The organism is Nostoc sp., assembly GCF_036917195.1.
In the GTDB taxonomy this organism is placed as follows: domain Bacteria; phylum Cyanobacteriota; class Cyanobacteriia; order Cyanobacteriales; family Nostocaceae; genus Nostoc.
In genome coordinates, this window is the sequence record NZ_JBALDG010000082.1 from 18,361 (window position 1) to 45,044 (window position 26,684).

Genomic DNA, 26,684 nt, shown 5'->3' on the forward strand with positions numbered 1-26,684 from the left:
CCCGATCAAGAAATCTGAAAATATATTTTCGCCGGAGCAAGCTTTTGAAACCCGTAGTCGGGTTGCCATTTTTATTGATGGAATCTAACCTATTCTACGCCTTTTTGCAACTATAAATTAAATCGCAACTTGGGATCATAATCCCTGCCATTCTCGCTCGGAGAGTTCTTTTATCGGCAAGAATAAACTAGCTTTAATCTCCTGGCGCACAACGTCTGTTACCTCACAGTTGCTATTGAGGCAATCGATAAGCAACTGATTGGCATAGTAATATTGTTGCAATACTTGCTGTTGCTCAGGGCTGAAGTGCCAGTGATACTCAATGTTTCGATGCTTGGCGATCGTCGCCTTTAACTGCTCCATCCAGGCAGGGAAACTTATTTGCCACCATGTCTGAAACCTTTCTTTACTTTGTTCTGCATCTGGGAGTAGGTCTTGAAGTTGTTGTAAAGCTTGATATAAGCCAGCATCTTGAACAATCGCTAAAGCATTACTCAAAGCATCGTCGCAGGCTAGGGCATTGCCAAAATTAGATTTGCAGTCAATAGTGCATTCCATTACTAGCTTGTCCAATGCCGCATCCAAAAGAATACCCTGATCAAGGATGCAGGCAAGAGCAAAGGGTGGGGTAATAAGGTGAGGAGTCCTAGCCAGGGCAAGGTAAAATGCGCGAATTGTAGCAGGCTGGGGGGGAGCAACAAGGGACTTTTGGCTTGCCCAAGTTAAAAATTTTTGCAAATATGGATCTTCAGCCACTAGCGCATCAATTTGTTGCTTCATCAGCTGTACCAAGAAATCTGCACTCCGCAGCATGGCAACTGTTAACAAAAAGATTTCACGCCACCGGGGTTCAGTAATATGACTCACCAGACGTTCTAAGGGTTGTTCTAATGCTTGTAAATTATGACTGGCAACGATTTGTCGAGCAGTCAGGTATTCTTGAAATGTCAAATAAGAGAAGGAAAAAATCCCCCGCACTCGTTCTGTCAGTAATCCATGTTGCAACTCTATTGCTTTAAGTACGCTTTCACTATCTAATTGCAATTCCTCTGGTTCTGTCGAAGCATTCGGCAAATCACGGATATAGTCGCTAATGTATTGCTCAACAATGCGTTGTTCAAAAAAGTAATTACCCTGCTCAAATGTAGCGCTAGCAATTTGACTTAGCAACTTCAGCTTTTGTGGTAATAAAAAACCTTGGTACACTTCATCCCGCTCAATTGCTTTAGTTTCGTCCCATTTGATCAGCAAAAGGTCTAAACATTGCTTATAAAACGCAGCTTTTTGGGTTGGGAATTTGTTCTGCTGATCAAAAACCCAGCAAGCGAGGTGCAAAAATAAAGGGTTGACGACAAGTCTTTGAAATTGTAAGTTTTCGGGCAAATCTAGTTTCTCAATAAACTCAACTGCCTGTTCTTGCCCCTGGTGTTCATTCGTTTTTGTGAGTCTTGTAAACCACTTATGAGCAAAGGCAACAATTTGCTCAGAGGTAAATGGGGCAATTTCGACATCTGTGAAGCGTCTGAGGCTGGAAGCTTTAGCCCCCGTGCGGCAAGTCACGACAAACATATTCTTTTGGTACTTTTCAGAGAGTCTGCGAATCTCGTTGACGACAGCGTTGCTCTGTTGATCGAGTACTTCATCTAATCCATCCAGCAACAGTAACACTCTGCCTTCCAAGAACAAAGTTTCAACCACAGATGCATCTGAAATCCCAGAGGTGAGGAATTCCTTGCAAATATAGTTGAGTAAATGGAACTCCCCTGCTTCTGTAGATTCGTCTGCAAAATCCCTTAAAGTGATAAAAATGGCAACCCGATTTGCGGCAAATTTACCTCGGTTGCATTGAATCGCTAGATATTGCAAAAAGGTAGTTTTACCTACTCCTGGTTTTCCCAACACCCGCAGCTTTGAATAAGTTTCAACTGCGCTAATCCCCGCGATTTGTGTCTGGGATACCTCACCTAAGCCAAAGCGATCAAATTCTCTTGAGGTAAAATTTTGCAAGTCAGCAAACTCTAACCACTGAAGGCTGGCAATCTCCTCCAAAATGTTAACATTGATGTAAATGTCGTCGATTTTAACAGGGCGACTAATATCTAATAACTGCAAAGTGCCCCACTGGTCTTCAATTTTCTCAAAGCGTTGCGATCGCACTTGTTGTACTAAACCATCAATATCTAAAAATTCAGCACCAAGTTCTTTTGATTCCGGAAATTCTTCTGGAGGATTAGCCGCAATCTCCCGCCAGTTCAACGACAACACCGAACAAATTTCTATAAAGATATGACGCTCAACCGGACGCCCAGTAAAGAACCGCCAAATTGGTTGACGAGTCTTTAAGTTGACTTCAAAAGCCAAATTGTCTTGTGTCCACCCCTTATGAGCAAACGCTTTTTTGGCTTCTTGAATCCCAGTTACTGATCCCTGGAGCGATCGCTTGACCATAATAGCTTACACATATCAAATAAAATTCTCCCCTTTGACATTATTGCAACATGTCGTTTCGGAACTATTTAGAAATTAAATCAGCTATTTTTAAATGCTAATGAATTATTTAAAGCATATTCAGCTAATATCCTGTAATATTATTCTTATCAGTATAATTTCAAATTGTAGTATTTTTCATAACTTAGTATTTTCTGTAGGAGAAAGTTTTTGTATATTTAGTAGCTCTAGCGCGGTGGCAGGTCTAAAATTTCTCTACGATTGAGTACTCATAATTATTGTACCACTTGTATACGCTTGAATATACTTGTGTATAGAGCTATAGCAATTCGATTTTATTTTTGAAAAAATTTAAGTGTATGTAGGGTGCGTTAGTACGGAGTCCGTAACGCACCAAAGCCTTCGGACGGTGCGTTACGCAACGCTTTCACACTCTACATGTATTTTAAAAATCAAATATGAGTTCTATAGCTTGTTATAATTAATCTTTAAATAACTTAACTCAAGCTTGTGATTTAGAGCTTTCCTTGCCGACATGAGGCTGAGATTCTCAAGTGATTTTATTGTATTGCTAACTGGCTTTTTAAACATCATTGGCTCTCAAATGCATTATTAAAGCAAACGCATTTAAAGCATAATAATTTTTATTTATTTCAATGGTTATAGCGTTTTCTTGTCAAGTCTACTTATTAAATAAAATCTTTATTAACAGCAAAGAATATATGCGTTAGTCGCCAGAATAAGAAATTAAATTCCGTGCCAATGGTGGACTTCGGCATGAGCGCTACTTCTCTACCTTGGGCTGCGCCGTAAGCGTAGCTATACCGCAGGCTTTACGACAAGTGCTCGGTACAAGTCAGTTGAACGCTGAATAAACGGTGAAACACCATACCAAATTTAAAATTTGGTGCAAAACAATCAGTGTCGAGTCTGAATCCCTCACTAATTGATTTTGACGAATGTATTCTAACTTAAAAAGTTTATTGTTCATTTAAGAACTTTATTGTTTGTGTATACACCTACACCTGAAACCAAGCAGTTAATGCTACCGCTAAAGCATCCGCAGCATCATCAGGCTTGGGAATTTCATCTAAATCCAACTCCCGCGCTACCGCCTCTTGCACATCTAACTTATCAGCATTACCATAGCCTGTTAAAGCTTGCTTAATTTGAGCAGGAGTAAACTCTACGTAGGGAAGACGACGCTGCCCTAACACCAAAATGAGTACGCCCCGCGCCTGTGCAACTAGGATTGTACTTGACATCCGATAGAAGAATAGTTTCTCGATCGCTACTAAATCTGGTTGAAATTCCTCCATCAGGGTATGTAAATCATCAAACAAGGTACATAGGCGCTGTCCCATTTCTACATCTGCTGACGTTTTGATCACCCCAAAATCCAGCATATTTACTGTAGTCTCTTGCACTTTGTTGGGAATTTGTATGCAGGTAATTACCCCAAATCCTAAAGTTGCCAGTCCTGGATCTAATCCTAAAATTCGTTTTTCCATTAAATTCACTTTTACCAAGTTAGGGTATTGTTTAACTAGGAATACTGGCAATCTTCACGACTTGCTCTTAGTCTAAAGGAATTGACAAATATAATAGTTCCACGCCTGGTGTTTTAAACCAAGTGGTGTACATTTTCTGTTAATTATTGTTTGTAGCACTGCTCCAAATCAGGTATGTCAATTGGTTTTCTCAGACAAGCCCTCAACGCCCTGCAAAAGCAGTCGCGCTCTCGTACTTCCTATCGGGTTAATCAGTGGTTCAAATGGTTATCCCCTGGACTATCGGTAAAACGTTGGTTGTTGATCAGTGTTGGGGGGGTACTGCTAACGAGTTTGGGGTTAGCTATTTGGATTAAGCTGACCCCAATTTTTTGGATGATCGAGTTGTTTAAGAATTTTCTGGGAGCAATCACCAACATCTTACCCAACTATATCAGTGGGCCTTTGGTGCTGCTTGGCGGCTTGCTGTTAGTGCTTTGGGGGCAAACTCGCACTGTAAGCTCAATTACTAAGGTACTCAGAGCAGAAGGCGGAGAAGAACTTATCGATGTCTTGCTGGCACATCATCGATTGTACCGAGGCCCGAAAATAGTGGTAATTGGTGGGGGTACGGGACTTTCTACGTTGTTGAGGGGACTGAAAACCTACAGCGCTAATATTACTGCTATTGTGACTGTAGCCGATGATGGTGGATCTTCTGGGCGGTTGCGTCAAGAATTTGGAGTGCTACCACCAGGGGATATTCGCAATTGTTTGGCTGCACTAGCAGATGAAGAAAAGTTATTAACAGAATTGTTTCAATACCGCTTTCGGGCTGGAGATGGGTTGACAGGTCACAGTTTTGGCAATTTGTTTTTAACGGCAATGAGCGATATTACTGGAGATTTAGAACAAGCAGTTGCAGCCAGTTCCAAAGTGCTAGCGGTACGAGGACAAGTACTACCAGCAACTCTCAGTGATGTTCGCCTCTGGGCAGAATTAGCCGATGGTCGCCGCATTGATGGGGAGTCTAGCATTCCCAAAGCTGGCGGTAAAATTGTCAAAATTGGCTGCATTCCAGCTAATCCCCCAGCAGTCCCAGCAGCTATTAAGGCACTTAAAGAAGCTGATTACATCATTATTGGCCCAGGTAGTCTTTATACTAGCCTGATTCCTAATTTACTAGTACCAGAAATTGCCGATGCGATCGCTCAAACAAATGTCCCCCGTATTTATATCTGCAATATAATGACTCAACCAGGTGAAACCGAAGGCTACACTGTTGCCGATCACATCAGAGCAATTGATGCTGCTTGTGGGCAAAGACGGCTATTCGATGCTGTGCTAATACATAAAAAATCCCCCTCAGAGCAATCACTCATCCGCTACGCCCAACAAAACTCCCATCCCGTTTTCCTGGATAGAGAAGCCGTAACTCAGCTAGGGCGAAGGATTGTTCCAGCTAATGTTTTGTATGAAGATGAAACGGGTTTTGTCCGTCACAATCCACAGAAACTAGCACAAGTGTTGTTGCGGTGGTACGGTAGAGCTCATCATGGAAGATGAGTTAATAGTCCAAAGTTCATAGTGAGCTAGCTCTTGACTCTTAACCGGAGGCAACGAACGAACGCAAGTCTCCGGCTTTGCTCTTGACTCTTGACTAATTATGAAAATCTTTCTTGCAGATACAGAGGCGATGCTACGCTTAGGTATTACTCTCAGTGAATCCCTAACTCCTGGCAGTGTAATTTTACTAGAAGGTGATTTAGGTGCTGGGAAAACTACCCTAGTTCAAGGTATTGGCAAGGGTTTGGGAATCGCTGAACCTATTGTCAGTCCCACTTTTACCCTGATTAATGAGTACACGGAAGGACGCCTCCCCCTTTACCATCTAGATTTATATCGCTTAGAACCACAAGAAGTTCCAGCCCTGAATTTAGAAAGTTACTGGGAAGGTGTTGAGGTCATACCAGGAATTGTGGCAGTTGAATGGGCGGAACGATTACCCTACAAGCCAGATAGTTATCTAAGTGTGAGTTTGACTTATGGGCATGAGGGTACACGTCAAGTTGAACTTATACCATTCAATTGTACCATTAGCGAAGTCATTGCCGCGATTTAAGCTCATCTCCCGACTTAAATACGGGGGATTTCACTTTTTTGATCACAACACTAGAAAATTTCTGCAAATAGTCGAGGGAGAACTGCCAACTCGTTCTATCTGCCACTACCGCGCTCACCATTGTAAATCACTAACATTGTTATCTCGACCAAAAATAAACGAAAGAATTGTTCAACAGCAGATATTTTACAATCAGGTTCAGTTAAAGCTAAAAACAGAGATCCAAGGTTGAATTACAATCCGGTTCTTTTAGTATTGAATCTATAGTGATTCTTAACTGAACAGTATTGATAGATATTCCGGATTGGCATTTAGTGGTTTTATTGCTGTAATCAGCAGTTAAAACCTGATTTAGATAGATGGTGGATGAATCAAGCAAATGTAAATAAACTGTTGTTGGGTTAGAGAGTTTTTACAGAACTTAGTCAGCTTGGTTGAACCAGATTAGTTACCTACTGTCATTCGGAGAAGCAATCTGGATTATTTAGCAGCGAAAGCTAAAAGAGAAAAGTTAAACAACAATCAAGTTCTGTATAATTTGTCTAACTTTCCTTACACTTAGTATTCCCAAGCTAGATTCCCAATATATACAAATAAAGAAATTATTTGAGAAATTTTTAAACTATTTTAAATAAGTTTAACTAGCAAATGATTTTTATGTTCACATCTGTAATTAGCACTGACATCAAAAACAATTAAAATAAAATATCTCGTGTTTCTACATAATTATCGTAGAAATACGAGATATTTTATCCTAAATTAGTTGAGGTTAATATGCCTACGTGGATGCACTAGTTATCTCTAATGAAAGAAGCGATCGCCTTTTTCACTTGAGAACCGGAGTCGTCTCTGGTATAGTACGTAAGACCTTTATCAATGAATGCAGATGTAGTATCTATTAACTGCTGAATAATCTCCGAACTAGCGTTATCTATTTCTTCAGTGACTTTTTGGCCTGTAAATCGGTTTTTTCGAGCTTCTGGAGGTAATACAATCCGAGGATCTTTATAAGTCTCTTTTGGCTTGGGTTTAAATGTCTCATTTAAGTCAAACTGAAGCCGTAAGTAACGTTTAGAATCGTATCCACCCATGATTTGTCGGCAAATCGTACTACCAATCTCAGATGTAGGTTCCATGAAGATATTAGAAATATTTTCTACCCAGTCTAAGCCTTTCCATTTGCTTATTTGCTCATATTGATATGGTTCACCAGTTTGACCTGTGCCAATAGAAAGGATAGAAATATCTTCCAATCGCAGATTATCAAGTTTATATTTTTGCTTAATTGTTGGAGAGACTGAAGACTGACTGATCCTCATAACTAGACTTAAAGCTGAAAGAGAGGGGTTATTAGCGGAAACTCCCCCATCAATGTGTGGGAATTCCCAATCACCAAATTTTTCTTTATCTACAGGTTCTAATTTATATGGTGGAAAAAAAGTGGGAGCTGAGGCAGAAGCAGTACATATCTCCCATAAATAGCAGTCATCGTACCATCTATCTCCTAGATCGGGATGACAATTTGTAAAAAAGGTTGTATTACGATATAGCGTATCGTAAGCAAGAATCAAGATAATAGGTTTTTCAATATCCTTTATTCTTGTGGATTTATACGCATCTTTGAGGGCACTAATAATTCCATCATGAGAATATTTAGGTGCTGAAAATACATCAAGAATTGGTTTGATGATGGATGGCAAGTTTTTATAGCGCTCTTTTTTATCTGGCGGAAATATATCTTTAGCTCTATCTCTATACAGTTTAATCAGTTCATCACTCTCCTTCCCTATAGCAATCCCTCCTGCTAATATTGAACCGGTAGAAGTGCCAGCAATCAGGTCAAAGTATTCGTGTAAAAAGTTTCCTTTCCCCTGATTTCTTATTTCTTGTTCTACTTGTTGAAGTATTCGTGCTGTAATGACTCCACGAATACCGCCACCGTCTAAAGCCAAAATTTTGAAGGACATAGCAATTCTCCTTAATTATTTCTAGGTTCCATTATCTTGTTTAGCTCTCGAAGATTCCTCGAACTTATCGCAGTTACTTTCATAGCGAATTCTCCTTTGAAGTACAACAAAAGAAGGAACTCTCGATTATGACAGAATTCTTTTGCAATGCACTGCTTTCCAAAGGAAAGGGGGCTATTTTTCTCCATTTACTCTTTAGAGAGGGGGTAAATGGAAGTGGGGGTCTTCTGATCTAAACTGTATTGAGAGTGGCCGCGGGTACAGAAACTGTTTTTTACCTAAGACACTAATAAATTCAAAGTTTCAAGTCGCAATTTCGGATAAAGCGACAAGTTAATTAATCAAGCAAGGTTTAGTACTTTGTCAAGCTAGTTTTCAGGGTTTATAGTAAGCACTTTAATACTTAGAAAATTAGGACTAAAGTCCTAACTACGAACTTTTTTACCCATCAATTTAAACTTGACACACTACTAACCTTAACTCTGGTAGATAAAAATCTTGCCAATTAAAGTATGACTTTGATGTATAATTATTTGTCTATTACGTAAGCTTAAATAAATATTTGCTACAAGAAAGTTAAAGCTTGACCCCGGACTTGCGTATTTACCTGGCCTTTGTCATAAACTATCTCACCACCGACAATGGTGGTTGTAGCCCAGCCAGTGAGGTTCCAGCCTTCAAAGGGACTCCAACGGCACTTGGTTAGAAGTTCCTCCCGCCGGACTGGACGGTATGTGTTTAAATCTACAAGTACTAAATCGGCATCGTAACCAGGTGCGATCGCTCCTTTATTAGGAATACCATAGGCCACAGCTACAGCTTTAGACATCCAGTTTACAACTTGAGCAACAGTACACTTTCCCTCCATCGCCGCAGTTAACATTAAAGCTAGGGAAGTTTCCACCCCAGGCATTCCTGAAGGACTATTGGGGTATTCTTGAGCTTTTTCTTCTAAGGTGTGCGGCGCGTGATCTGTAGCGACGAAATCAATCACGCCATCGCGCAAAGCTTGCCAGAGAACTTCGTTATCGTGGGGCGATCGCAAAGGTGGATTCATCTGTGCTAATGTACCAATCTTCTCATAAGCACTAGTATTCAACAACAAATGCTGTGGTGTCACCTCTGCTGTTACCCAACTAGGTTTCTCCTGACGCAGCAAATCTGCTTCCTCGGCAGTTGACATGTGCAGAATATGCAGACGACGTTGATATTTTTGAGAAAGTTTTAATGCCAGTTGGGTTGCAAGCAAGGCCGCTTGATTATCTTGAATTTGCGAGTGAACAGCTGGATCGTGGATGTTGGCAAATTCTTGGCGTCGTTGGTTGATTCTAGCTTGGTCTTCGGCATGAACGGCAATCAAGCGCGAGCCTTTAGCAAATATCGCCGAGAGTGCTGTTTCGCCATCAACCAGCAACTGACCATGCATCGACCCCATGAAAATCTTAATTCCTGGTGTTGGCTTTGCCAAAAGCAAATCTGGGAGATTCTCTGCTGTTGCCCCAATAAAAAAGCCATAATTAACCAAGGACTTGTGGGAGGCACGTTCTAGCTTGTCGTTTAAAGCCTGCTGTGTCGTAGTCAGGGGGCGCGTATTGGGCATTTCTAAAAAAGAAGTGACTCCGCCTTTAGCACAGGCACAACTGGCAGTGAATAAATCTTCCTTGTGTTCTAGTCCAGGTTCCCGAAAATGCACTTGCGGATCGATAACTCCTGGCAACAAAGTTAACCCTTGTGCGTCAATTTCAGTGGCTATTGCTGTTTGAGAGATTTCTGGGGCAACTTCGACTATTTGGCGATCGCGCGTCAACACATCCCCAATCATCAGTTCACCATTGGGTAGAATTATGCGAGCGCGGCGAATCAGTAAATTTTGTGGGGATGACATAGAGTTAACTTTGTTCAGACAGGGAGCTATGTATTACAGAGAACCATGCTTTTAGATTAAACTTATTCGCGCTCGGAGTAACCAATTTTTGCCGTGTGTTAAAAAAAAGTTTATTTTTAATTTATGAAGAAGCCCGTCAATCAATTTTGGATTTTAGATTTAGGATTTTGTTATTGACCGTACCCTAGAAGGGATGCAGCTTGACGATTTTCCATTGGTTTCACCCACCAGAGACGAGTCATGACCCATAAGAAACACCCCCAATCCAAAATCTCAAATCCACAATCTAAAATTGGTAGTCAAGATGCCAACATGACTAGGAAATTAAAGTTTTCCCGTTAAGATTAACAAATAAAGTCTCACTAGGCGAGTTAATTACCTACATCTTTCGTTCAGTTAAGTAATTTCATGCAAAATCAAGTGCCTGATAACAATTCTAGTCAACAACCTGATAATTCTTGGATCGCAGAGCTAGGTAGAACAATTGTATTGAGCATTGTTCTAGCTCTGGGAATTCGTACATTTGTTGCTGAAGCACGCTGGATTCCTTCTGGATCGATGGAACCGACTCTGCATGGTACGCCAAACCAGTGGGAGGCAGACAAAATCATTGTCGATAAGTTGAAATATAAATTTGCTGACCCACAGAGGGGAGATATTGTAGTATTTTCACCTACCAAAGAACTACAAAAAGAACAATACCAGGATGCTTTTATTAAACGGGTAATTGGCTTACCTGGAGAAAAAGTACAACTTAGAGATGGCAAAGTCTATATCAACAACAAACCCCTCTCAGAAGCCAATTACCTCAGTTCTGGGCAAAGTACAGTAATTGATGTTTGCCAATCAGGACCACAGCCACCTTTTTTGGCGAAACTCCAGACTATACCAGCCGATTCATACTTAGTATTAGGTGATAATCGCAACAATAGTTATGATGGCCGCTGCTGGGGTGTTGTTCCCCGCCAGAATATTATTGGACGGGCTATAGTTCGCTTCTGGCCTCTAAATCATGTTGGAGGAATAGATAAATCGCCACTATATCCATAAATTAACAATATTACTAAGCTGGATAAGTAACAAAAGAATTTTAGATTGGGAACTGCTAAATCACCAATCTTTAATCCAAATTTTGTCTTGAAAAGTTTGCTACGGAGGGACTTGTTACAAAGCTCTTAACCCGCGCAACGCAGTGGCTCTCCTTACAACTTTTCGCAAATCTAAAATCCAAAATTGCTATGATGCCTTACCTAGCCAAGATTTTAGTGTATCCAGTTAAGTCACTGGATGGTGTTGAAGTTGAGAACGCTGGAGTTCTTGCCAGTGGCGCACTACAGTATGACCGTGAGTTTGCCATTTTTGACGAACAGGATAAATTTGTCAATGCCAAGCGTCATGCTAAAATCCATTTACTAAGGGCGCAATTTGCACTCTTCAATAGAACTATCTCGCTACAAATCCCAGGCAGCGACTCACAACAAATTTTTCATCTGGATGACGAACGGCAAGCGCTAGAAGCAACTTTGAGTGATTTTTTTGGGTTTGCTGTCACATTCAGGCAAAACTCTCTGATGGGCTTTCCTGACGATACATCTGCACCAGGTTCAACGGTAATTAGTACAGCAACGTTGGCAGAAGTAGCTTCTTGGTTTCCCGGTTTAAGTGTAGATGAAATGCGTCGTCGGATGCGTGCCAACATTGAGATTGATGGTGTACCAGCATTTTGGGAAGACCAGCTATTTACTGAACAAGGTGATTTATTTTCCTTTCAAGTGGGAGATGTCCACTTTTTTGGGGTTAAGCCATGTCAGCGTTGTATAGTCCCAACACGCGATTCTTACTTAGGGGAAGCTTACCCAAACTTTCAAAAAATCTTTGCGAACCAGCGGCAAGCAACCTTGCCAGATTGGGTTGCTTCATCGCCTTTTAATCACTTTTACAGATTGAGTGTCAATACCCAATTACCTCCATCTTCAACCGGAAAAATTTTACAAATCGGCGATGAGGTTAATATACTTCCACAAGAAAATTAACATTTATTTGAAATAAAAAATACAAAGTAAATTTTTTTTGTTTTGATCATTTATTTGCATGAAAATTTTAAAATTGTTGTAGTTAAATATAGATTTTTGTACAAGTTGAGAGCTTTTGAAACTGGAAAATCAAGTAAGTGTGACTGATCTATTCGCCCCTTTACAATCTCTCAAACAAGGTGACTGGTTCAAGCTGATCTGCGGAGCCAGCTTCCAGCATTTGTCGGCAGTCAGAAGTTTAACGTTAGCCTATACTTTGGCGGGCGCTGACTGTATAGATGTTGCAGCTGATCCAGCAGTAATTGCAGCGGCGCAAGCAGCGCTACTTGTAGCCAGAACTCTTGCTAGAGATGCCCAAAAGCGAGGCTTTGACTACAAAGGCAATTCACCCTTTTTAATGGTCAGCCTGAACGATGGAGAAGACCCCCATTTTCGGAAAGCAGAATTTAATCCTACTGAGTGTCCTACAGATTGCCCTAGACCCTGTGAACGGATTTGTCCGGCACAAGCAATCATATTTAACAATAAAAAAGAAGACTTTTCGGGAGTAGTATCCGAAAAGTGCTATGGCTGCGGTCGTTGCATACCAATTTGTCCATATAATATAATTTATACATCTTCATATGTGACAACGCCGGGAGCGATCGCGCCATTGATAATGTCAACGGGAGTAGATGCCCTAGAAATCCATACACAAGTAGGGCGGTTGGCAGAATTTCAGCGATTGTGGCAAGCAATTTCACCGTGGGTCGACCAATTAAAGGTACTAGCCATCAGCTGTCCCGATGGCGATGGGATGACTGACTACCTAAAAGCAATATATGACTTGATTGCCCCACTCAAGAGTGCTTTAATATGGCAAACCGACGGTCGCCCTATGAGCGGCGATATTGGTGATGGCACTACAATAGCCGCAGTGAAATTAGGGCAAAAAGTTTTGGCAGCTAAATTACCGGGATATGTGCAGTTAGCAGGCGGCACTAATAGCTATACCGTTGCTAAGTTAAAGGCAATGGGACTGCTCAAAGAGGCAGAGAGGCTCTTTGCTGGGGGCAGAGGAGAAGAGTTTTCACCCCTGCTCCCAGCTAAGAGCTCCCCTCCTGCCTCCATTGCCGGGGTCGCCTACGGTAGCTACGCCCGTGTGCTGCTGTCACCGATTCTCGATCAATTAGAGAATAAGGAGGTAAGTAACACCAATATTAAGGCAACTGTTCGCCTAGAAGAAGATGACGGATTACTTTGGCAAGCTGTAGAACTTGCCCATTCTCTCGTTTCCCAAATTAAGTCACAGTAGGAGCGTTAATTTATTGCTCAGGACAATTACCCAGAACGGGTTCTCTTGCACGCAAATCTGAAACTTAATTGGTCAGTTAACGGTTCCTCGCCCTTTGGTTGCGCTGGTTCAAAATTTGTAAATCAGTTTACAACCGTAACGCACCTAGTCTTCGACCTAAAAAGGTTGGGGTTTTTTTGTAGGTTCCACGTAGTGAAAGTTCTTAGACTATTACTTCAACAACTTTAGAGATATAAGATAGAGGTATGCTTTTGTCCCTCATTCCCCGATAGGTTGAGAGAGTGAGCATTTGTCAAGCATAAATACTGAGTATCCAGTTGTACTAATAATTTATGCTCGTATAGTCAAGGTAGGGAGTTTGAGCATGAAGTGAGCGCTTGAGAACAGTTAAAGGCTGAAAGTATTCATTTGCTGTTGTTTCCGTCACCATATAAAGCATGACGATTACAGACGATCTCCAAAAGTTATTAGACATTTTGCCCCAAGATTTGCAACAAGCACTAGAGAGTCATCCCAAACGAGATAGTTTAGTAGAAGTGGTTTTGGATTTGGGTCGTCGCCCAGAGGCTCGCTTTCCCAATCAAGCTGAATATCTGAGCGAAGTACCCGTTAGTCAAGAACAGATAGATGATTGCATTCAACGAGTCGGAATCTTTGGCGGAGATAATCGAGCAGGAATTGAGCAAACTTTACATCGGATCAGCGCCATCCGCAATCGCACCGGTAAGATTATTGGCTTGACCTGTCGCGTTGGTCGGGCGGTATTCGGAACCATTGGCATGATCCGCGATTTAGTAGAAACTGGTAAATCGATTCTCATGCTGGGGCGTCCAGGCGTGGGCAAAACTACTGCCTTACGGGAAATTGCCCGTGTTTTGGCGGATGAACTGAATAAGCGAGTGGTGATTATTGACACCTCTAACGAAATAGCTGGGGATGGTGATGTTGCCCACCCCGCCATTGGTCGCGCTAGGCGGATGCAAGTGGCTCATCCAGAACAACAGCATCAGGTGATGATTGAGGCAGTGGAAAACCATATGCCAGAAGTCATTGTCATTGATGAAATTGGCACGGAACTGGAAGCTTTAGCGGCTCGTACCATTGCTGAACGGGGTGTACAGTTGGTAGGTACTGCCCACGGGAATCAGATAGAAAATCTGATTAAAAACCCCACCCTTGCTGATTTAGTTGGGGGTATCCAAGCTGTGACACTGGGAGACGACGAAGCTAGACGCCGGGGTTCTCAAAAGACTGTTTTGGAGCGGAAAGCGCCTCCTACCTTCGAGATTGCTGTGGAAATGTTGGAACGGCAACGCTGGACAGTACACGAAAGTGTTGCTGACACAGTAGATAATCTGCTGCGGGGGCGTCAGCCTACCCCACAAACGAGAACTGTTGATGACCACGGCAAAGTTGGGGTTACAAGGCAGTTAGCCGTTGTCAACGGTCGCGGTGGACAGCTAGCGACAGTGGAGGAATCTTTCTCACCGGCGCGACCGTCTAATGGCTGGCGTTCATCTGGGCAAATGGTAGCACTGCCGCAATTGCCAGTAGAGCGGGTGACTGGACGGAGTGAGTTTGACCGTTTGCTGGATGAATCCTTCAATTATTCGGAGAGCATTGATTTAGGTGCTGCTACCAGACAGCCAGGACCTAATGGTGAAGATTTGCCACTCCATGTTTACCCCTATGGCGTCAGCCGCCACCAATTAGAACAGGTAATCAGCGTGCTAACTTTACCTGTGGTATTGACAAAAGATATAGATAGTGCTGATGCAATTTTAGCACTGCGATCGCACGTCAAAAACCACGCCAAATTACGCCAAATGGCCAAAGCCCGTCATGTACCCATCCACATGATTAAGTCGAGCACCATTCCCCAAATTACCCGTGGTTTGCGGCGGTTGCTGAACATGGACGACCCAGAAATGGCTGATGACCGCGAACTGCAACTGTTTTTGCACAGTGGTAGTGATGATGAGATGGACGCTCTTGAAGAAGCCAGACTTGCTGTTGAGCAAATTGTAATTCCTAAAGGACAGCCAGTCGAGTTATTGCCGCGTTCTCCACAAGTCCGCAAAATGCAACATGAGTTGGTAGAACATTATCGCCTCAAGTCGCATAGTTTTGGTGAAGAACCAAATAGAAGATTGCGGATTTATCCAGCATAACCTCACCCCCAACCTCTCTCCGTTGGCGTCAGCCTGCCGTTAGGCATAGCGGAGAGAGGAATCAGGAAATAGAACTTATCCCGCACAAGACAGCCGATTGCAGAGTTTAAATGGTAAGTCTTGTTTTAACCTCGAACTCTCAAACTATAAAGTTATAGATTTGCGAGGTTTGAAAATATGCTTCGGCTCAAAGGTTATGTATTATTTCTCTGCTTTTTTCTAGCATTATCTGTTTCAGTAATTCTAGGCAGTATCAACTTTGTTCACGCTATTAACTTCCGCAGCCACAACCCAAACCTTCCCAAGCTAAATACCTCTGAGAATTTTGTTATTATTTGCTACTTTAAGCCATATGCAAATAATTGAAATTTCTCTGTTTCAAGCTTTTCGCCGCAGTGTGGCAATGGTGATGCAAGTAGTTCCAAAGGAGCTACGGTATGTGTTAATTTACCCATGTCAGTATCTACTCCATGCCAAAAAACCCGGTCACGAAGACCAGGTTTTTATGGGACCGTATTCCCCCAAGGCTAGTTATAGAAGTTATTTATAATCCGTGTTCTGGTAATAACTACCAAGCTTAGATTATCAATTTCGGAAAACTATCGCCTAATTCTCAAAATTTTCTTGCACTCACACGAGCGATGCTTACAGCGGGCTACGCCTACGCTCATATCTGCTATTAACTTGATATCAGTGCGTTCGCATTTGCTACTCATTGAAATTGAGATCACAAAGTCTGGGAATTTTGTGATTATTTGCTACTTTAAACTATATGCAAATAATTGAAATTTCTCCATTTCAAGCATTTCGCCGAAGTGTGGCAACGGTAATGCAGGTAGTTCCAAAGGAGCTACGCTACGTGACAATTTTGACATTACTGAGTAGTTCAAGCCCAACGATCGCCATTTGGTTCAACAAGGTGATCATTGATGAAATTACTCGCTTATTGAGCATCGGGACAACGCAGAATGCTATCGCCCTAATACTTTCTCAACCGCTGCTACTCTCCAGTATTGCAGGTTCACTGCTGGTGAATTTGGTGAGTGATGCGATCGCTAGCATTAATGACTTTGTATATACTTCCGTGCGCGTAGGCGTAGCCCGCCGCAGGCATCGCATTCTAGGCTTTGTCCAAGGACAAGTGATTGAGAAGATTGCCACTTTTGAAGATATTGCCCTGTTTGAAACACCCGATTTGCTCAATTTGGTACAGTTGACCGAAAAGGGAGTGCAACTGCTTCCAGACCTTTATTTCAGCCTTTTAACAATGTTAGAGGGAATTTTTATCTTCATTCCAGTCATACTGCTTTCAGTGTCCCTTGCTTGGTGGGTACCACTAATTTTGTTCTGCTGCGTTACCCCTGCTATGTATGTGGAGATGAAATACCGTAAGCAAGCTTGGAAGATAGAAAGAACCCAAGCGAGTGTTCTTCGGGAAATGAACTTATACAACACGGTTTTAACTGGGGAGACATACGCCAAGGAACTACGCTTATTTAGCTTACAACCCTTAATGCTAGAACGCTGGCACGGACTTTACCATACCATTTTTAGAGCAATGGAACAAATCCGCCGTCGGGGGACAACAGCGGTTATTGGTTGGTCTTTATTGAGTGGGTTAGGCTTGGCGTTGCCCTATGTATACGTAGTTCAGGGAGTGCTAGGTCGAACCCATACTTTAGGGGATTTGGCACTTTACACTGGGGTAATTTTGGAAGTGCGTCAAAGTTTGAAGAATCTGATATCTGGCGGGTCAGAGTTATATAATATTGCACTAGCAACAACACCCATTTTCCAGGTTTTGGAGTTAGAGCCGCAATTATCCCGTTCTCATTCAGAGTTGCAATCAAGGTCAGTAACAAAGATATGGGGAGAAGTCAGGGAATCGGCTGTTAACAATCAGAACTTTCAAAGAAATGGCAATCATCATCGGCAAGCTTTATCAGGTCTGAATGTAATTCAGTATGAAGCGTCGCAGACAGGTATTTACATCGAAAATCTATCCTTTACCTATCCCAATAGCAATACCTACGACGGTAAACCACGCCCCATCCTGAAAAACATCAACCTAACGATTCACCCCAACGAGATGATTGTACTGGTGGGTGAGAATGGTGCTGGTAAGACCACTTTAGCAAAGCTATTGTGTCGCCTCTATGACCCCAGCCAAGGTGCGATTATTTGGAATGGGCAGGATTTGCGTAGGCGTAGCCCGCCGTAGGCATCGCTCCGGTTAGAAGATTTGCGATCGCGGATTGATGTAGTTATGCAAGATTACGCTCGTTTTCCAACTACTGTGCGGGAGAATGTTGCCTTTGGGGATTTACCTAAAATGCAGGATGACGACGCTATCACCGAAGCGATCGCCAAGGCTGGTTTGGCTGGAGTAATTCAAAACCTCGATCACGGTTTGGAAACTCTCTTAGGCAAACAACTAGAAGGCGGTATTGATCTATCAGGGGGACAATGGCAGAGGTTAGCGATCGCTCGTGCTTTACTGCGACTGTCTCCAGCCGAACTACTCATCCTTGACGAGCCAACAGCGAACCTTGATCCGAAAACAGAACATGAGATTTACAACATTTTGCGTACCCTGGCGAAGGGGAGAATAGCCGTTGTAGTCAGCCATCGCCTCGCCTTGGCAAAACTAGCAGACCGAGTAGTAGTACTAGAACACGGTCAAATTATCGAGGTAGGTACTCATGATGAACTCATGGCACTAGGCGGACAGTATCACTTGATGTTTACTCGTCAAGCAAGTAGCTACAACTGAGTCGAGAATGGGGAGCAGGGGGATGAGGGAGCATGGGGAGAGGCTTAAGAATATTTTGCCCTATAGCTTCCTTCGTTCAATATTGCATTTTATACTTATCAAAATTGTTTATCAGTAATTTAACGGTCTGTATTACAAAAACTCGTAAATAAAAACCGTGTTGACTCTGAAGCCAAAAATCATGTTTCTGTTGAAATATTTAGGTATAGAAGCAAACTGTTTAATTGTTAAAAGTACTTAAAAAATGAGAACTGACTTTAATCAAACCCCAGACTCTCCTTGGAATCCTTTCCTCCCAACTAAAAGAGATATAAGCAGAACTGAAGAACTAGCAGAAAAAAGCCCTATAGTTGCTGGTGTGTTAACATTTTTTCTCGTCCCTGCTGGTATGATTTATCTCAACAGAGGAGTAAATAATCTAAAAATTCTTGGATATGTATTTGTCGCTGCTTTTTTATTAGGTATAGTTTTATACGAAGAAAAAGATACTGGAAAAATGGAAAGAGTAAGTAATCTAGTTGGATTATGTGGTCAAGTAGCTTTAATTACCGAAAATGTCAAAGCAGTTACTTTAGCCCGTAAGCGATTAAGTTCTAAGCAGTCTTAATAATTACTAAATATTAACTACTGTCCCTGAGCAGAAAATTACAAACAAGCTTTTACTATTTAGTATAAAAGTTTGCCCATATCTAAGCCAAGCCTGCTTTTGCAAGCAGGCTTGGCTTAGATATATTTTACACAAACGGTAAACATTATTCTGGTAACTTATATTGCTCAACAATACGCTTGGCAAACTCTGGAACGTGCGCCTCTATTTTCTCTGGATGATTTCGTTTCACATACAAATAATTCCGAGTAAAGTGAGAATCAATGGAAAACCGCGCATATTCTAAACCCTTGGGGCCGATTTTTTCGATGACCACACCCATCAGTTTTGCTGCCCACATCGGGAGGGTAACGCCTTTATCGTAAGCGGGAATGCTTTGCTGTACAGCTTCTTTGCGGTTGCCTTTAGACATGACTGGTTGAGTATCTAATTGGTCTTTCACCAAATCCAGCATTTCCTTACCAGTATCATTTCTAACTACAATCCATTGCCAGCCGAAGGGTGCGCCCATGTAGCCAACAACTAAATCTGCTAGGGAGTTGACGTAATCAAAGCAACTCATACAGGATGGGGCAAAGACATCTTTGAGTTGATTTGTCTTCAATCCAAAGAAAGGCACTGTTTCTGATGAGCCATCCTCATGTTTGAAGTGAACTCGGAAGTCTTGCATAAATTCGTAATGCACAACTGTATCAGGCGATCGGCTGGTGGTTTCTAAGAATTTTTGCAGTCCAGCGCGGTTAACATTATCTACGCAAGGCGTACCCAAGACATACAGCTTTTCTAAGCCAAGTTGTTTTTCTACGGCTCGTAGCGCCTGGATTTGGCAACCAACACCAATTACTAATAGCCGCTTCATCCCCGATTTTTCTATCTGTTCCAATACGGAAAGGTTGGGGGAAAGTGTTGGTTTATTTACCCGCGCTGCTAGTATTTCTTCTGGAGTCCGAGCGATGATGGGCATGGGTTGAAAGCGGTCTTCTTTGGTGTTTTGCACGCAGACGACACCTTCAACTATGCCGCGATTGAGCATTTCAATGGCAATGCTGCTAACAATACCCGTCCATTGTGCGCCTGCGATCGCCTGTTGTTTCCGCGCTGCTATCATGTCTTGATGAACACCAAAGTAGAGTTCATCAGGATTATCGAGATGGCGCGATCGCGTGTGCGTTTCTTCTTCAAGTTCGCCTATTTGCTGATTAATAAAAGCGCAGGCTTCCTTGACATAGTGAATATAGTATGTATCGCATAGTCCGCACTCGCTACAGAGTTCTTTAGCAGGGCGGCGGCTGGTAGGCTTTAAGGCTCTGGCTTTTTTGTGAGGAGAAACTGAGGTCATGTAAATTTTTTGTTTTATTCAGGAATCGCTTTTATTACAATACCTTTACTGGCTATGAACTTCACGATAGAGATTGAACAAGAAGTAGATGGGCGCTTTCTGGCTGAAGTGATTAATTTTCCTGGTGTGCTGGCTTATGGGCAGACACGAGAAGAAGCAGTTGCTAGAGTTCAAAGATTAACTCTGCGTGTGTCAGGAGAAAGGAACCACAAAGACACAGAGAGCGCAGAGAAAGAAGAGTGAGGATATGTCAATTTTGTGAGGATGAGTTTAACAACCTAAAAATTTGTCATAATAATTTAAATTTTTTACAAACAAGGTAGTAGATTTATGGAAATCTTGCGGCATTTGCTGCGGGAGTGGCTTCGGGCAGCGCAGTAACGCTGATTGCTACAGGACACGTGGCAACTCTAGCAGCGGCAGGGGCTGCGGTTAGTTCAGCAGCGGCTGCAAGTGGAACTATAGCCGCCGCCGGAACTGCCGTAGCAGCTCCGGTATTACTTCCAGTAGCCGCAACAGCAGCAGTTGGCTATGTTGGATATCGTGCATGGAAAGCTTATAACGACAGTGAGCCAAACCCTTCAATTCAGTTAATTACAAGAGTTGTGCAAGATTAAATTTAAACTTTGCACAGCAACTCTGGACAAATATTATTTTTAGCCCTCAGTGAATTTACTGAAGAGATTTCACTATTTCACAAATCTCTCTTCCTCTGCTTTCTCTGCGCCTCTGCGGTTTATTTTTATTAAAAACTCACATACTTCATCAAGATTTTATAAATTTCCCTGAACTCAGAAAAATTTACCAAGTCTATGCTGTAAAGAACTTAAACTACCTATAAATAAAACCAGTGACACAAAACTCTAAAACAGGTGCAACTTTTATCGCAGGCGGAACCCTAGCAGGCGTTGGTGTTTCCGCAACCGTAGGCGGGATGGGATTAGCCGGAGGATTTGGTGCTGTTGGCATTGGTGCAACTCCTGTAGTGGCTGCTGGCGCTGTGGCTGGTGCAGCTGCTTATGGCGCTTTTAAAGCGATCGCACAGGGAGATGCTGCTGCTTTTGGTGCAATAGGAATTGGTGCAGTCGGCGGTGCTAGTGTTTATAACGTCATTGGTGGTATGGGTTTAGTTGCGCCTAAAGTAGGGCTGGCATTTGGGATTGGTGCAGTCCCGATGGCGGGAATTGGTGCAGTGGTGGGACTCGCCGCCTATGGTATTGCCAAACTGTTAGACGAATCGGGAATTAGCGAAACTCCAGCACAGCTTTTTGAGCGAATGGAAGAGAAAGTTTTGCAGATGGATGGCTATTCAGAAGCAGTGATGGAATTAGAAGCATTTTTATCTGGTGAGGATCTCAACCAAAAATTTGCTGCTTTGGAAGTCGAGGATGAGTTACAGGCGCTCAAAGCTAAATTAAAGAAAAAATCAAAATTTGTTACCCCTAAACCTTCTACTGGCAATATTGAAGCAGAAAGAATATCTCTGACAACCCAGCTACCTGACAGCTGGAGATGTGTACGCACACTCAAGGGTCACTTAGGGGCAGTTAATGCGATCGCTATCAGTCCTGATGGTACTACCTTAGTTAGTGGCAGTGATGACAGACAAGTTTATTTGTGGAACTTGAAAACAGGAAAATGGCTTTACACGTTCTCTGGACAAGCAGAGGCAGTTTTATCTGTTGCTATCAGCCCTAATGGACAACAAATTGCAAGTGGTAGTGTTGATCGCAAAATCAGCTGTTGGCAGATGGACACAAGAAAATTTCACCGAACATTATTTTATTTAAGTTCTCCCTACAGTCATAATGGTTTTGTTAACTCGGTAACCTACAGTCCTGATGGGGCAATTCTTGCCAGTGGTGCTGCCGATAAGACGATTAGAATTTGGGGACGCTACACAGGAACAATAAAACGCACCTTGAATGGACACTCAGATGCAGTTTTGTCTGTCACCATTAGTCCCGATGGTAAAATCCTTGCAAGTGGTAGCGCTGATCAAACTATTAGGCTTTGGGATTTAAAAACTTGGCAACAGCGCTACATTCTTACTGAACATTTGGGAGCTGTGAATACAGTTGTTATTAGTCTTAACAGTCAAACTCTTATTAGTGGTAGCACAGACACCACAATAAAACTGTGGAATCTCCAAACTGGAGAATTACTCTCCACTCTGACTGGACACTCAGCAGCGGTTTTATCTGTTGCCATCAGCTCCGATGGAAAAACCCTCGCCAGTAGCAGCAGAGACGGTATTATCAAACTTTGGAACCTACATACTGGCGAATTACTACAAAATCTTTCTGGGCGAAATCCCGTTGCTTTCAGTTTTGATGGCAAGACGCTGGTAAGTGGCGGTAATGGCGGAAGCATCAAGATTTGGAGTCAAATGCAAAACTTTGATAAATTTACTCTCGACTCCGTATTATCTGGGGAATGGTGGGAAGTCTTGGGTATAGATCAGAGTGATAATGCCAATGTTGTTAAACTTGCCTACCTTCGATTGGCAAGACAGTATCATCCTGATGTCAACAGTTCTGCAATCGCAAAAGCTTTAATGCAAGGAATTAATCAAGCTTATAAAGAATTCCAGGAGCAGTTAAACGCTCACAAATGTCAGTAGGGTAAAATATATAACTCTTCAGAACTATTGACACATTAACTTTTTCAAATATTCATCTTGCATATTCTGACAAAACGTTATAAATTATTAGATTATAGGGGAATAATCTGACCTTTTAGTGTCAAAAACTAATCCGGCTCAAGTAAATTACTGCAACCAGTTTTAACTTCATACAAACCCTAAACAGCACTGAAGATATATTTTTGTTTAGTAAAGCAAAGATTCCGTACATGAAACGGAACAAAAAACAATCTAAAAATATTATATATATTGTGTGACTATTTTTAATAATTATATTACTGCTTGTAGTAAAGAACAATAACTATAATTAACCCAAAAAGTAATAGATTATAAGCAAATTAACTAGCAATAAAGCTACATAAATGTCAGCAGATTTGTTTATAGTTAGTTAATTTTTCTGCAAATCATATTTGCTATTAAAAGAAGCGTTTTTGTTATGCTGAGAATAGCAAAAATAATAAATGAAGACGCATCTACCACAAATTCACAACCCAAATGGAGTTATTCTGGCGATGCACCTAAACGAATTGGAAACTACTGAAAATTTAAAAGAAGTGGAAGCAGCGTGGCAAGCATTAGAAAAATCAATTCTCTACTATCAAGGCCGCCCTGTTGGTACGGTAGCCGCTTATGATGCATCTGTAGCGGCGCTCAATTATGACCAGTGCTTTGTTAGGGATTTTATCTCTGCCGGTCTAATTTTTCTGATCAAAGGTAGAACAGATATTGTTCGCAATTTCTTAGAAGAAACCTTAAAGCTACAGCCTAAAGAAAAGGCATTAGACGTCTATAAGCCGGGACGAGGATTAATACCAGCTAGCTTTAAAGTTGTATCAGAAAATGGGCAAGAATATTTAGAAGCAGACTTTGGTGAACATGCGATCGCTAGAGTTACACCTGTAGATTCTTGCCTATGGTGGATTATTTTGTTGCGTGCTTATGTAGTCACCACAGAAGATTTTTCTTTAGCTTATCAACCTGAATTCCAAAATGGAATCAGGTTAATCATGGAAATCTGCTTGGCGAATCGTTTTGATATGTACCCAACGCTGTTGGTTCCAGATGGTGCTTGTATGATTGACCGCCGTATGGGCATTTATGGGCATCCTCTAGAACTACAAGTTCTTTTTTACACGGCATTGCGTGCATCTCGTGAACTGCTAATTTGTCAAGGGAATTCCGATATAGTTGCAGCCATTGATAACCGTTTGCCTCTTTTATGTGCTCATATTCGCCAGCATTATTGGATAGATATTAATCGCCTAAATGCAATTTATCACTTCAAAAATGAAGAATATGGCAAGGGTGCTGTTAATCTGTTCAACATATATGTAGATTCTCTTCCTTATTATGAATTAGATAAGTGGCTGTCAAAAAAAGGTGGTTATCTAGCAGGTAATGTTGGACCCTCGCAGCTAGATACTCGCTTCTTTTCACTGGGAAACTTAATGGCAATCATTTCCGACTTAGCCACTGAAGAACAGTCACAAGCAATTATGACTCTCATCGAGGAACGATGGGAAGATTTAGTGGGAGATATGCCAATGAAAATTTGTTTCCCAGCTTTAGAACATGAAGAATACAGAATTGTAACTGGATGTGACCCAAAAAATATCCCCTGGTCGTATCATAATGCTGGTAGTTGGCCAGTTTTAATGTGGATGTTGGCAGCTGCGGCTGTAAAAACTAACAAAATAAGTCTTGCACAAAAGGCTATTGAAACTGCTCAAGGACGGCTCAGTACAGATGAATGGCCAGAGTATTACGACGGTAAGAAAGGGCGACTGATTGGGAAACAAGCTAGGAAATATCAAACTTGGACAATTACTGGATTCTTATTAGCAAAAGAACTGATGGTAAACCCCACTTATTTACCGTTAATCAGCTTTGGTAAATTAGCAGCAGAACAGGTTTCTAGAGCATGTGAGCTTTAAATCGCTACTGTAAACCCATATATGCCTTGATAGGGAAGTTAAAATAATTCGTATTTAGACAAATATCTCTAGTATTTACAGACAACATCATAACTGTAAGTTCACTCATTTTTTGGTAAGCCTTCAAGGAGGTAGAAGTGCGATCGCAACCAATGGCGATCAAAATCTGATAAATTAACAATACCTTCGCCAATTTCCGAGGCTTGATATAAAACAAACCTAAAATTTTACACGCTTGTTTTTGCTGGATGACATAAAACTGAGCCAATAAAATCCTGTATGGTTTGTGTGGAAGTAATAATGAAAGTCGTGTATATCTGGACTAGGATTTGACGTTTTGCCTAATAATCAGGCATGGTCTTGTGTTAGCCTATTTCGGCAAAAACTAGACTACTTCTTTTTTTGGCTAAGGTATTGAAACAAGGGAGAATTAAACCCGACAATTACGAATTACGAATTAGTAAAGAGTTGGGAGTTAAAATACAAAAGCCTCCTGACTCCTGAATTATGTTTCCATGACAAACTCCCGTCAACTAGCTTTTATCGCCTTGCGAGATGTTCATAAGGGGGCTTATGCTGATGTTGCCCTTGATAGAGTGCTGCAAAAAGTTAATTTGGCTGATAACGATCGCCGCTTGGTGACAGAATTGGTTTATGGGAGTGTCAGAAGGCAGCGCACTCTTGATAGTCTCATTGATCAACTCGCTAAAAAGAAATCTGATCAACAACCACAAGACCTCCGCACCATCTTACATCTGGGCTTCTACCAATTGCGTTATCAACAGCGTATTCCCGCCTCAGCTGCTGTTAATACCACCGTCCAACTCGCTAAAGAAAACGGTTTTTCTGGACTCACGGGTTTTGTTAACGGTCTATTACGCCAGTATCTTAGAAAAGCAGGGGAGCAGGGGGACCGGGGGGCAGAGGAGAAAGATTCTTTGTTGCTTTGCCAGTCCCCAGTCCCCCATTTTGATCCGTTACAACTTCCAGAAAACCCAGTGGAACGCTTGGGTATTTTACACAGCTTTCCTGACTGGATTATTCAAGTTTGGTTAGAACAACTGGGTTTGGCTGAGACAGAACAATTATGTGAATGGATGAACCAATCACCAACAATTGACTTGCGTATCAACCCCCTTCGTACTTCAATTGAGGAAGTTGAGGCGGCTTTGCAATCTGTTGGTATTTTGGTGAGACGGATTCCTCATTTACCCCAAGCTTTACGATTGATTGGTAGTACTGGGTCAATTCAAAAACTACCGGGTTTCAAAGAGGGCTGGTGGACTGTACAAGATAGTAGTGCCCAATTGGTAAGTCATTTGCTCGACCCCCAATCAGGTGAGGTGGTAATTGATACCTGTGCTGCACCAGGGGGTAAAACAACCCACATCGCTGAATTAATGGCAGATAAAGGGAAAATTTGGGCTTGTGATCGCACTCCTTCTCGTCTTCGCAAACTCCAAGAAAATTCTCAACGGCTGAATTTACTATCTATTCAAATTTACACTGGTGACAGTCGTCATTTTGCCCAATTTCAAAACACCGCAGACCGCGTATTACTGGATGCTCCATGTTCTGGTTTGGGAACCATGCACCGTCATGCTGATGCTCGTTGGCGACAGACACCAGAATCTGTCCGAGAACTTTCGCTGCTGCAAAAAGAATTATTAACACATACATCTACTTTTGTCAAACCTGGTGGTGTACTAGTTTATGCCACCTGTACATTGCATTTAGCAGAAAATGAACAAGTGATTTCGACCTTTTTAGCTGAATCACCTGATTGGCAAATTGAGTCTCCCAACGGCTTTGAGTTCCCTGATTCTGCCCATACCATGCCTCAAGGTTGGTTTAAAGTCTGGCCCCATCGACAGGACATGGATGGCTTTTTTATGGTGCGCTTAAGAAAAACCAATAATTCCGAGTGAATACTGTTTGGGATTGTACGATTTTATGGAGGTCTGAATCTACCAGAGG

The 26,684-nt window shown here is 41.9% G+C and carries 18 protein-coding genes and 1 pseudogene; 13 read left to right on the top strand and 6 right to left on the bottom strand.

From position 1 onward, the window contains the following. Positions 1-135 precede the first annotated feature (135 nt). Positions 136-2,448, bottom strand: coding sequence for an NACHT domain-containing NTPase (locus tag V7K40_RS29335; protein WP_334966031.1), 2,313 nt, complete (start codon positions 2,446-2,448; stop codon positions 136-138). Between the two features lie 1,019 nt (positions 2,449-3,467). Beyond that, on the bottom strand, positions 3,468-3,959 hold the full coding sequence (gene ruvC / locus V7K40_RS29340) for a crossover junction endodeoxyribonuclease RuvC (RefSeq protein WP_334966033.1): 492 nt from the start codon (positions 3,957-3,959) through the stop codon (positions 3,468-3,470). A gap of 174 nt (positions 3,960-4,133) precedes the next feature. Here ruvC and V7K40_RS29345 point away from each other — a divergent pair, with 174 nt between their 5' ends. Then, positions 4,134-5,504, top strand: coding sequence for a gluconeogenesis factor YvcK family protein (locus tag V7K40_RS29345; protein ID WP_334966035.1), 1,371 nt, complete (start codon positions 4,134-4,136; stop codon positions 5,502-5,504). Between the two features lie 100 nt (positions 5,505-5,604). Further along, positions 5,605-6,060: a tRNA (adenosine(37)-N6)-threonylcarbamoyltransferase complex ATPase subunit type 1 TsaE gene (tsaE, locus tag V7K40_RS29350; protein ID WP_334966037.1), complete on the top strand. Its 456-nt coding sequence runs from the start codon at positions 5,605-5,607 to the stop codon at positions 6,058-6,060. 791 nt (positions 6,061-6,851) lie between these two features. Here the strand turns inward: tsaE and V7K40_RS29355 are convergent. Both V7K40_RS29355 and V7K40_RS29360 read right to left on the bottom strand, forming a co-directional pair. After that, positions 6,852-8,027, bottom strand: coding sequence for a patatin-like phospholipase family protein (locus tag V7K40_RS29355; RefSeq protein WP_334966039.1), 1,176 nt, complete (start codon positions 8,025-8,027; stop codon positions 6,852-6,854). Positions 8,028-8,592: 565 nt separating this feature from the next. After that, entirely contained in the window at positions 8,593-9,912 is a 1,320-nt protein-coding gene (locus tag V7K40_RS29360; RefSeq protein ID WP_334966041.1) for a dihydroorotase, read from the bottom strand. Positions 9,913-10,320: 408 nt separating this feature from the next. On the opposite strand from V7K40_RS29360, the gene lepB reads away from it, so the two are divergent. The 6 genes and pseudogenes from lepB (at position 10,321) to V7K40_RS29390 (ending at position 18,790) form a co-directional block, all read left to right on the top strand. Beyond that, positions 10,321-10,962, top strand: coding sequence for a signal peptidase I (gene lepB / locus V7K40_RS29365; RefSeq protein ID WP_334966043.1), 642 nt, complete (start codon positions 10,321-10,323; stop codon positions 10,960-10,962). Between the two features lie 191 nt (positions 10,963-11,153). Next, entirely contained in the window at positions 11,154-11,945 is a 792-nt protein-coding gene (locus V7K40_RS29370) for an MOSC N-terminal beta barrel domain-containing protein (protein WP_334966083.1), read from the top strand. Between the two features lie 139 nt (positions 11,946-12,084). Further along, positions 12,085-13,239: an LdpA C-terminal domain-containing domain gene (locus V7K40_RS29375; protein WP_334966045.1), complete on the top strand. Its 1,155-nt coding sequence runs from the start codon at positions 12,085-12,087 to the stop codon at positions 13,237-13,239. A 437-nt stretch (positions 13,240-13,676) separates the two neighbouring features. Then, entirely contained in the window at positions 13,677-15,410 is a 1,734-nt protein-coding gene (locus V7K40_RS29380) for a R3H domain-containing nucleic acid-binding protein (RefSeq protein ID WP_334966047.1), read from the top strand. A 1,558-nt stretch (positions 15,411-16,968) separates the two neighbouring features. After that, positions 16,969-18,183: pseudogene (locus tag V7K40_RS29385) on the top strand (ABC transporter ATP-binding protein). 244 nt (positions 18,184-18,427) lie between these two features. After that, positions 18,428-18,790 (top strand): hypothetical protein, encoded by a 363-nt coding sequence (locus V7K40_RS29390; protein WP_334966049.1) that lies wholly within the window; start codon positions 18,428-18,430, stop codon positions 18,788-18,790. A 145-nt stretch (positions 18,791-18,935) separates the two neighbouring features. Here V7K40_RS29390 and V7K40_RS29395 read toward each other — a convergent pair whose 3' ends face one another. Beyond that, on the bottom strand, positions 18,936-20,129 hold the full coding sequence (locus V7K40_RS29395) for a Coenzyme F420 hydrogenase/dehydrogenase, beta subunit C-terminal domain (RefSeq protein WP_334966051.1): 1,194 nt from the start codon (positions 20,127-20,129) through the stop codon (positions 18,936-18,938). Between the two features lie 54 nt (positions 20,130-20,183). On the opposite strand from V7K40_RS29395, the gene V7K40_RS29400 reads away from it, so the two are divergent. The 4 genes from V7K40_RS29400 (at position 20,184) to V7K40_RS29415 (ending at position 24,707) form a co-directional block, all read left to right on the top strand. Beyond that, positions 20,184-20,372: a type II toxin-antitoxin system HicB family antitoxin gene (locus V7K40_RS29400; RefSeq protein WP_334966053.1), complete on the top strand. Its 189-nt coding sequence runs from the start codon at positions 20,184-20,186 to the stop codon at positions 20,370-20,372. A 116-nt stretch (positions 20,373-20,488) separates the two neighbouring features. Next, on the top strand, positions 20,489-20,746 hold the full coding sequence (locus V7K40_RS29405; protein ID WP_334966055.1) for a hypothetical protein: 258 nt from the start codon (positions 20,489-20,491) through the stop codon (positions 20,744-20,746). Between the two features lie 233 nt (positions 20,747-20,979). Then, a complete protein-coding gene (locus V7K40_RS29410) occupies positions 20,980-22,752 on the top strand; it encodes a DnaJ domain-containing protein (protein WP_334966057.1) in 1,773 nt (590 codons plus the stop codon). A 533-nt stretch (positions 22,753-23,285) separates the two neighbouring features. Then, positions 23,286-24,707 (top strand): glycoside hydrolase 100 family protein, encoded by a 1,422-nt coding sequence (locus tag V7K40_RS29415; protein WP_334966085.1) that lies wholly within the window; start codon positions 23,286-23,288, stop codon positions 24,705-24,707. Between the two features lie 4 nt (positions 24,708-24,711). Here V7K40_RS29415 and V7K40_RS29420 read toward each other — a convergent pair whose 3' ends face one another. Next, a complete protein-coding gene (locus V7K40_RS29420) occupies positions 24,712-24,975 on the bottom strand; it encodes a hypothetical protein (protein ID WP_334966059.1) in 264 nt (87 codons plus the stop codon). Between the two features lie 247 nt (positions 24,976-25,222). Here V7K40_RS29420 and V7K40_RS29425 point away from each other — a divergent pair, with 247 nt between their 5' ends. Beyond that, positions 25,223-26,635, top strand: a complete 1,413-nt coding sequence (locus tag V7K40_RS29425; RefSeq protein WP_334966061.1) for a 16S rRNA (cytosine(967)-C(5))-methyltransferase — start codon at positions 25,223-25,225, stop codon at positions 26,633-26,635. Positions 26,636-26,684 lie beyond the last annotated feature (49 nt).

What these genes read in the sequence shown, in the direction of transcription:
- V7K40_RS29415 (WP_334966085.1), top strand. Translation starts at nt 23,286, where the DNA reads ATGCACCTAAACGAATTGGAAACTACTGAAAATTTAAAAGAAGTGGAA.
- V7K40_RS29355 (WP_334966039.1), bottom strand. Translation starts at nt 8,027, where the DNA reads ATGTCCTTCAAAATTTTGGCTTTAGACGGTGGCGGTATTCGTGGAGTC.
- V7K40_RS29360 (WP_334966041.1), bottom strand. Translation starts at nt 9,912, where the DNA reads ATGTCATCCCCACAAAATTTACTGATTCGCCGCGCTCGCATAATTCTA.
- V7K40_RS29345 (WP_334966035.1), top strand. Translation starts at nt 4,134, where the DNA reads ATGTCAATTGGTTTTCTCAGACAAGCCCTCAACGCCCTGCAAAAGCAG.
- V7K40_RS29380 (WP_334966047.1), top strand. Translation starts at nt 13,677, where the DNA reads ATGACGATTACAGACGATCTCCAAAAGTTATTAGACATTTTGCCCCAA.
- V7K40_RS29395 (WP_334966051.1), bottom strand. Translation starts at nt 20,129, where the DNA reads ATGACCTCAGTTTCTCCTCACAAAAAAGCCAGAGCCTTAAAGCCTACC.
- V7K40_RS29425 (WP_334966061.1), top strand. Translation starts at nt 25,223, where the DNA reads ATGACAAACTCCCGTCAACTAGCTTTTATCGCCTTGCGAGATGTTCAT.
- ruvC (WP_334966033.1), bottom strand. Translation starts at nt 3,959, where the DNA reads ATGGAAAAACGAATTTTAGGATTAGATCCAGGACTGGCAACTTTAGGA.
- tsaE (WP_334966037.1), top strand. Translation starts at nt 5,605, where the DNA reads ATGAAAATCTTTCTTGCAGATACAGAGGCGATGCTACGCTTAGGTATT.
- lepB (WP_334966043.1), top strand. Translation starts at nt 10,321, where the DNA reads ATGCAAAATCAAGTGCCTGATAACAATTCTAGTCAACAACCTGATAAT.
- V7K40_RS29390 (WP_334966049.1), top strand. Translation starts at nt 18,428, where the DNA reads ATGAGAACTGACTTTAATCAAACCCCAGACTCTCCTTGGAATCCTTTC.
- V7K40_RS29370 (WP_334966083.1), top strand. Translation starts at nt 11,154, where the DNA reads ATGCCTTACCTAGCCAAGATTTTAGTGTATCCAGTTAAGTCACTGGAT.
- V7K40_RS29335 (WP_334966031.1), bottom strand. Translation starts at nt 2,448, where the DNA reads ATGGTCAAGCGATCGCTCCAGGGATCAGTAACTGGGATTCAAGAAGCC.
- V7K40_RS29400 (WP_334966053.1), top strand. Translation starts at nt 20,184, where the DNA reads ATGAACTTCACGATAGAGATTGAACAAGAAGTAGATGGGCGCTTTCTG.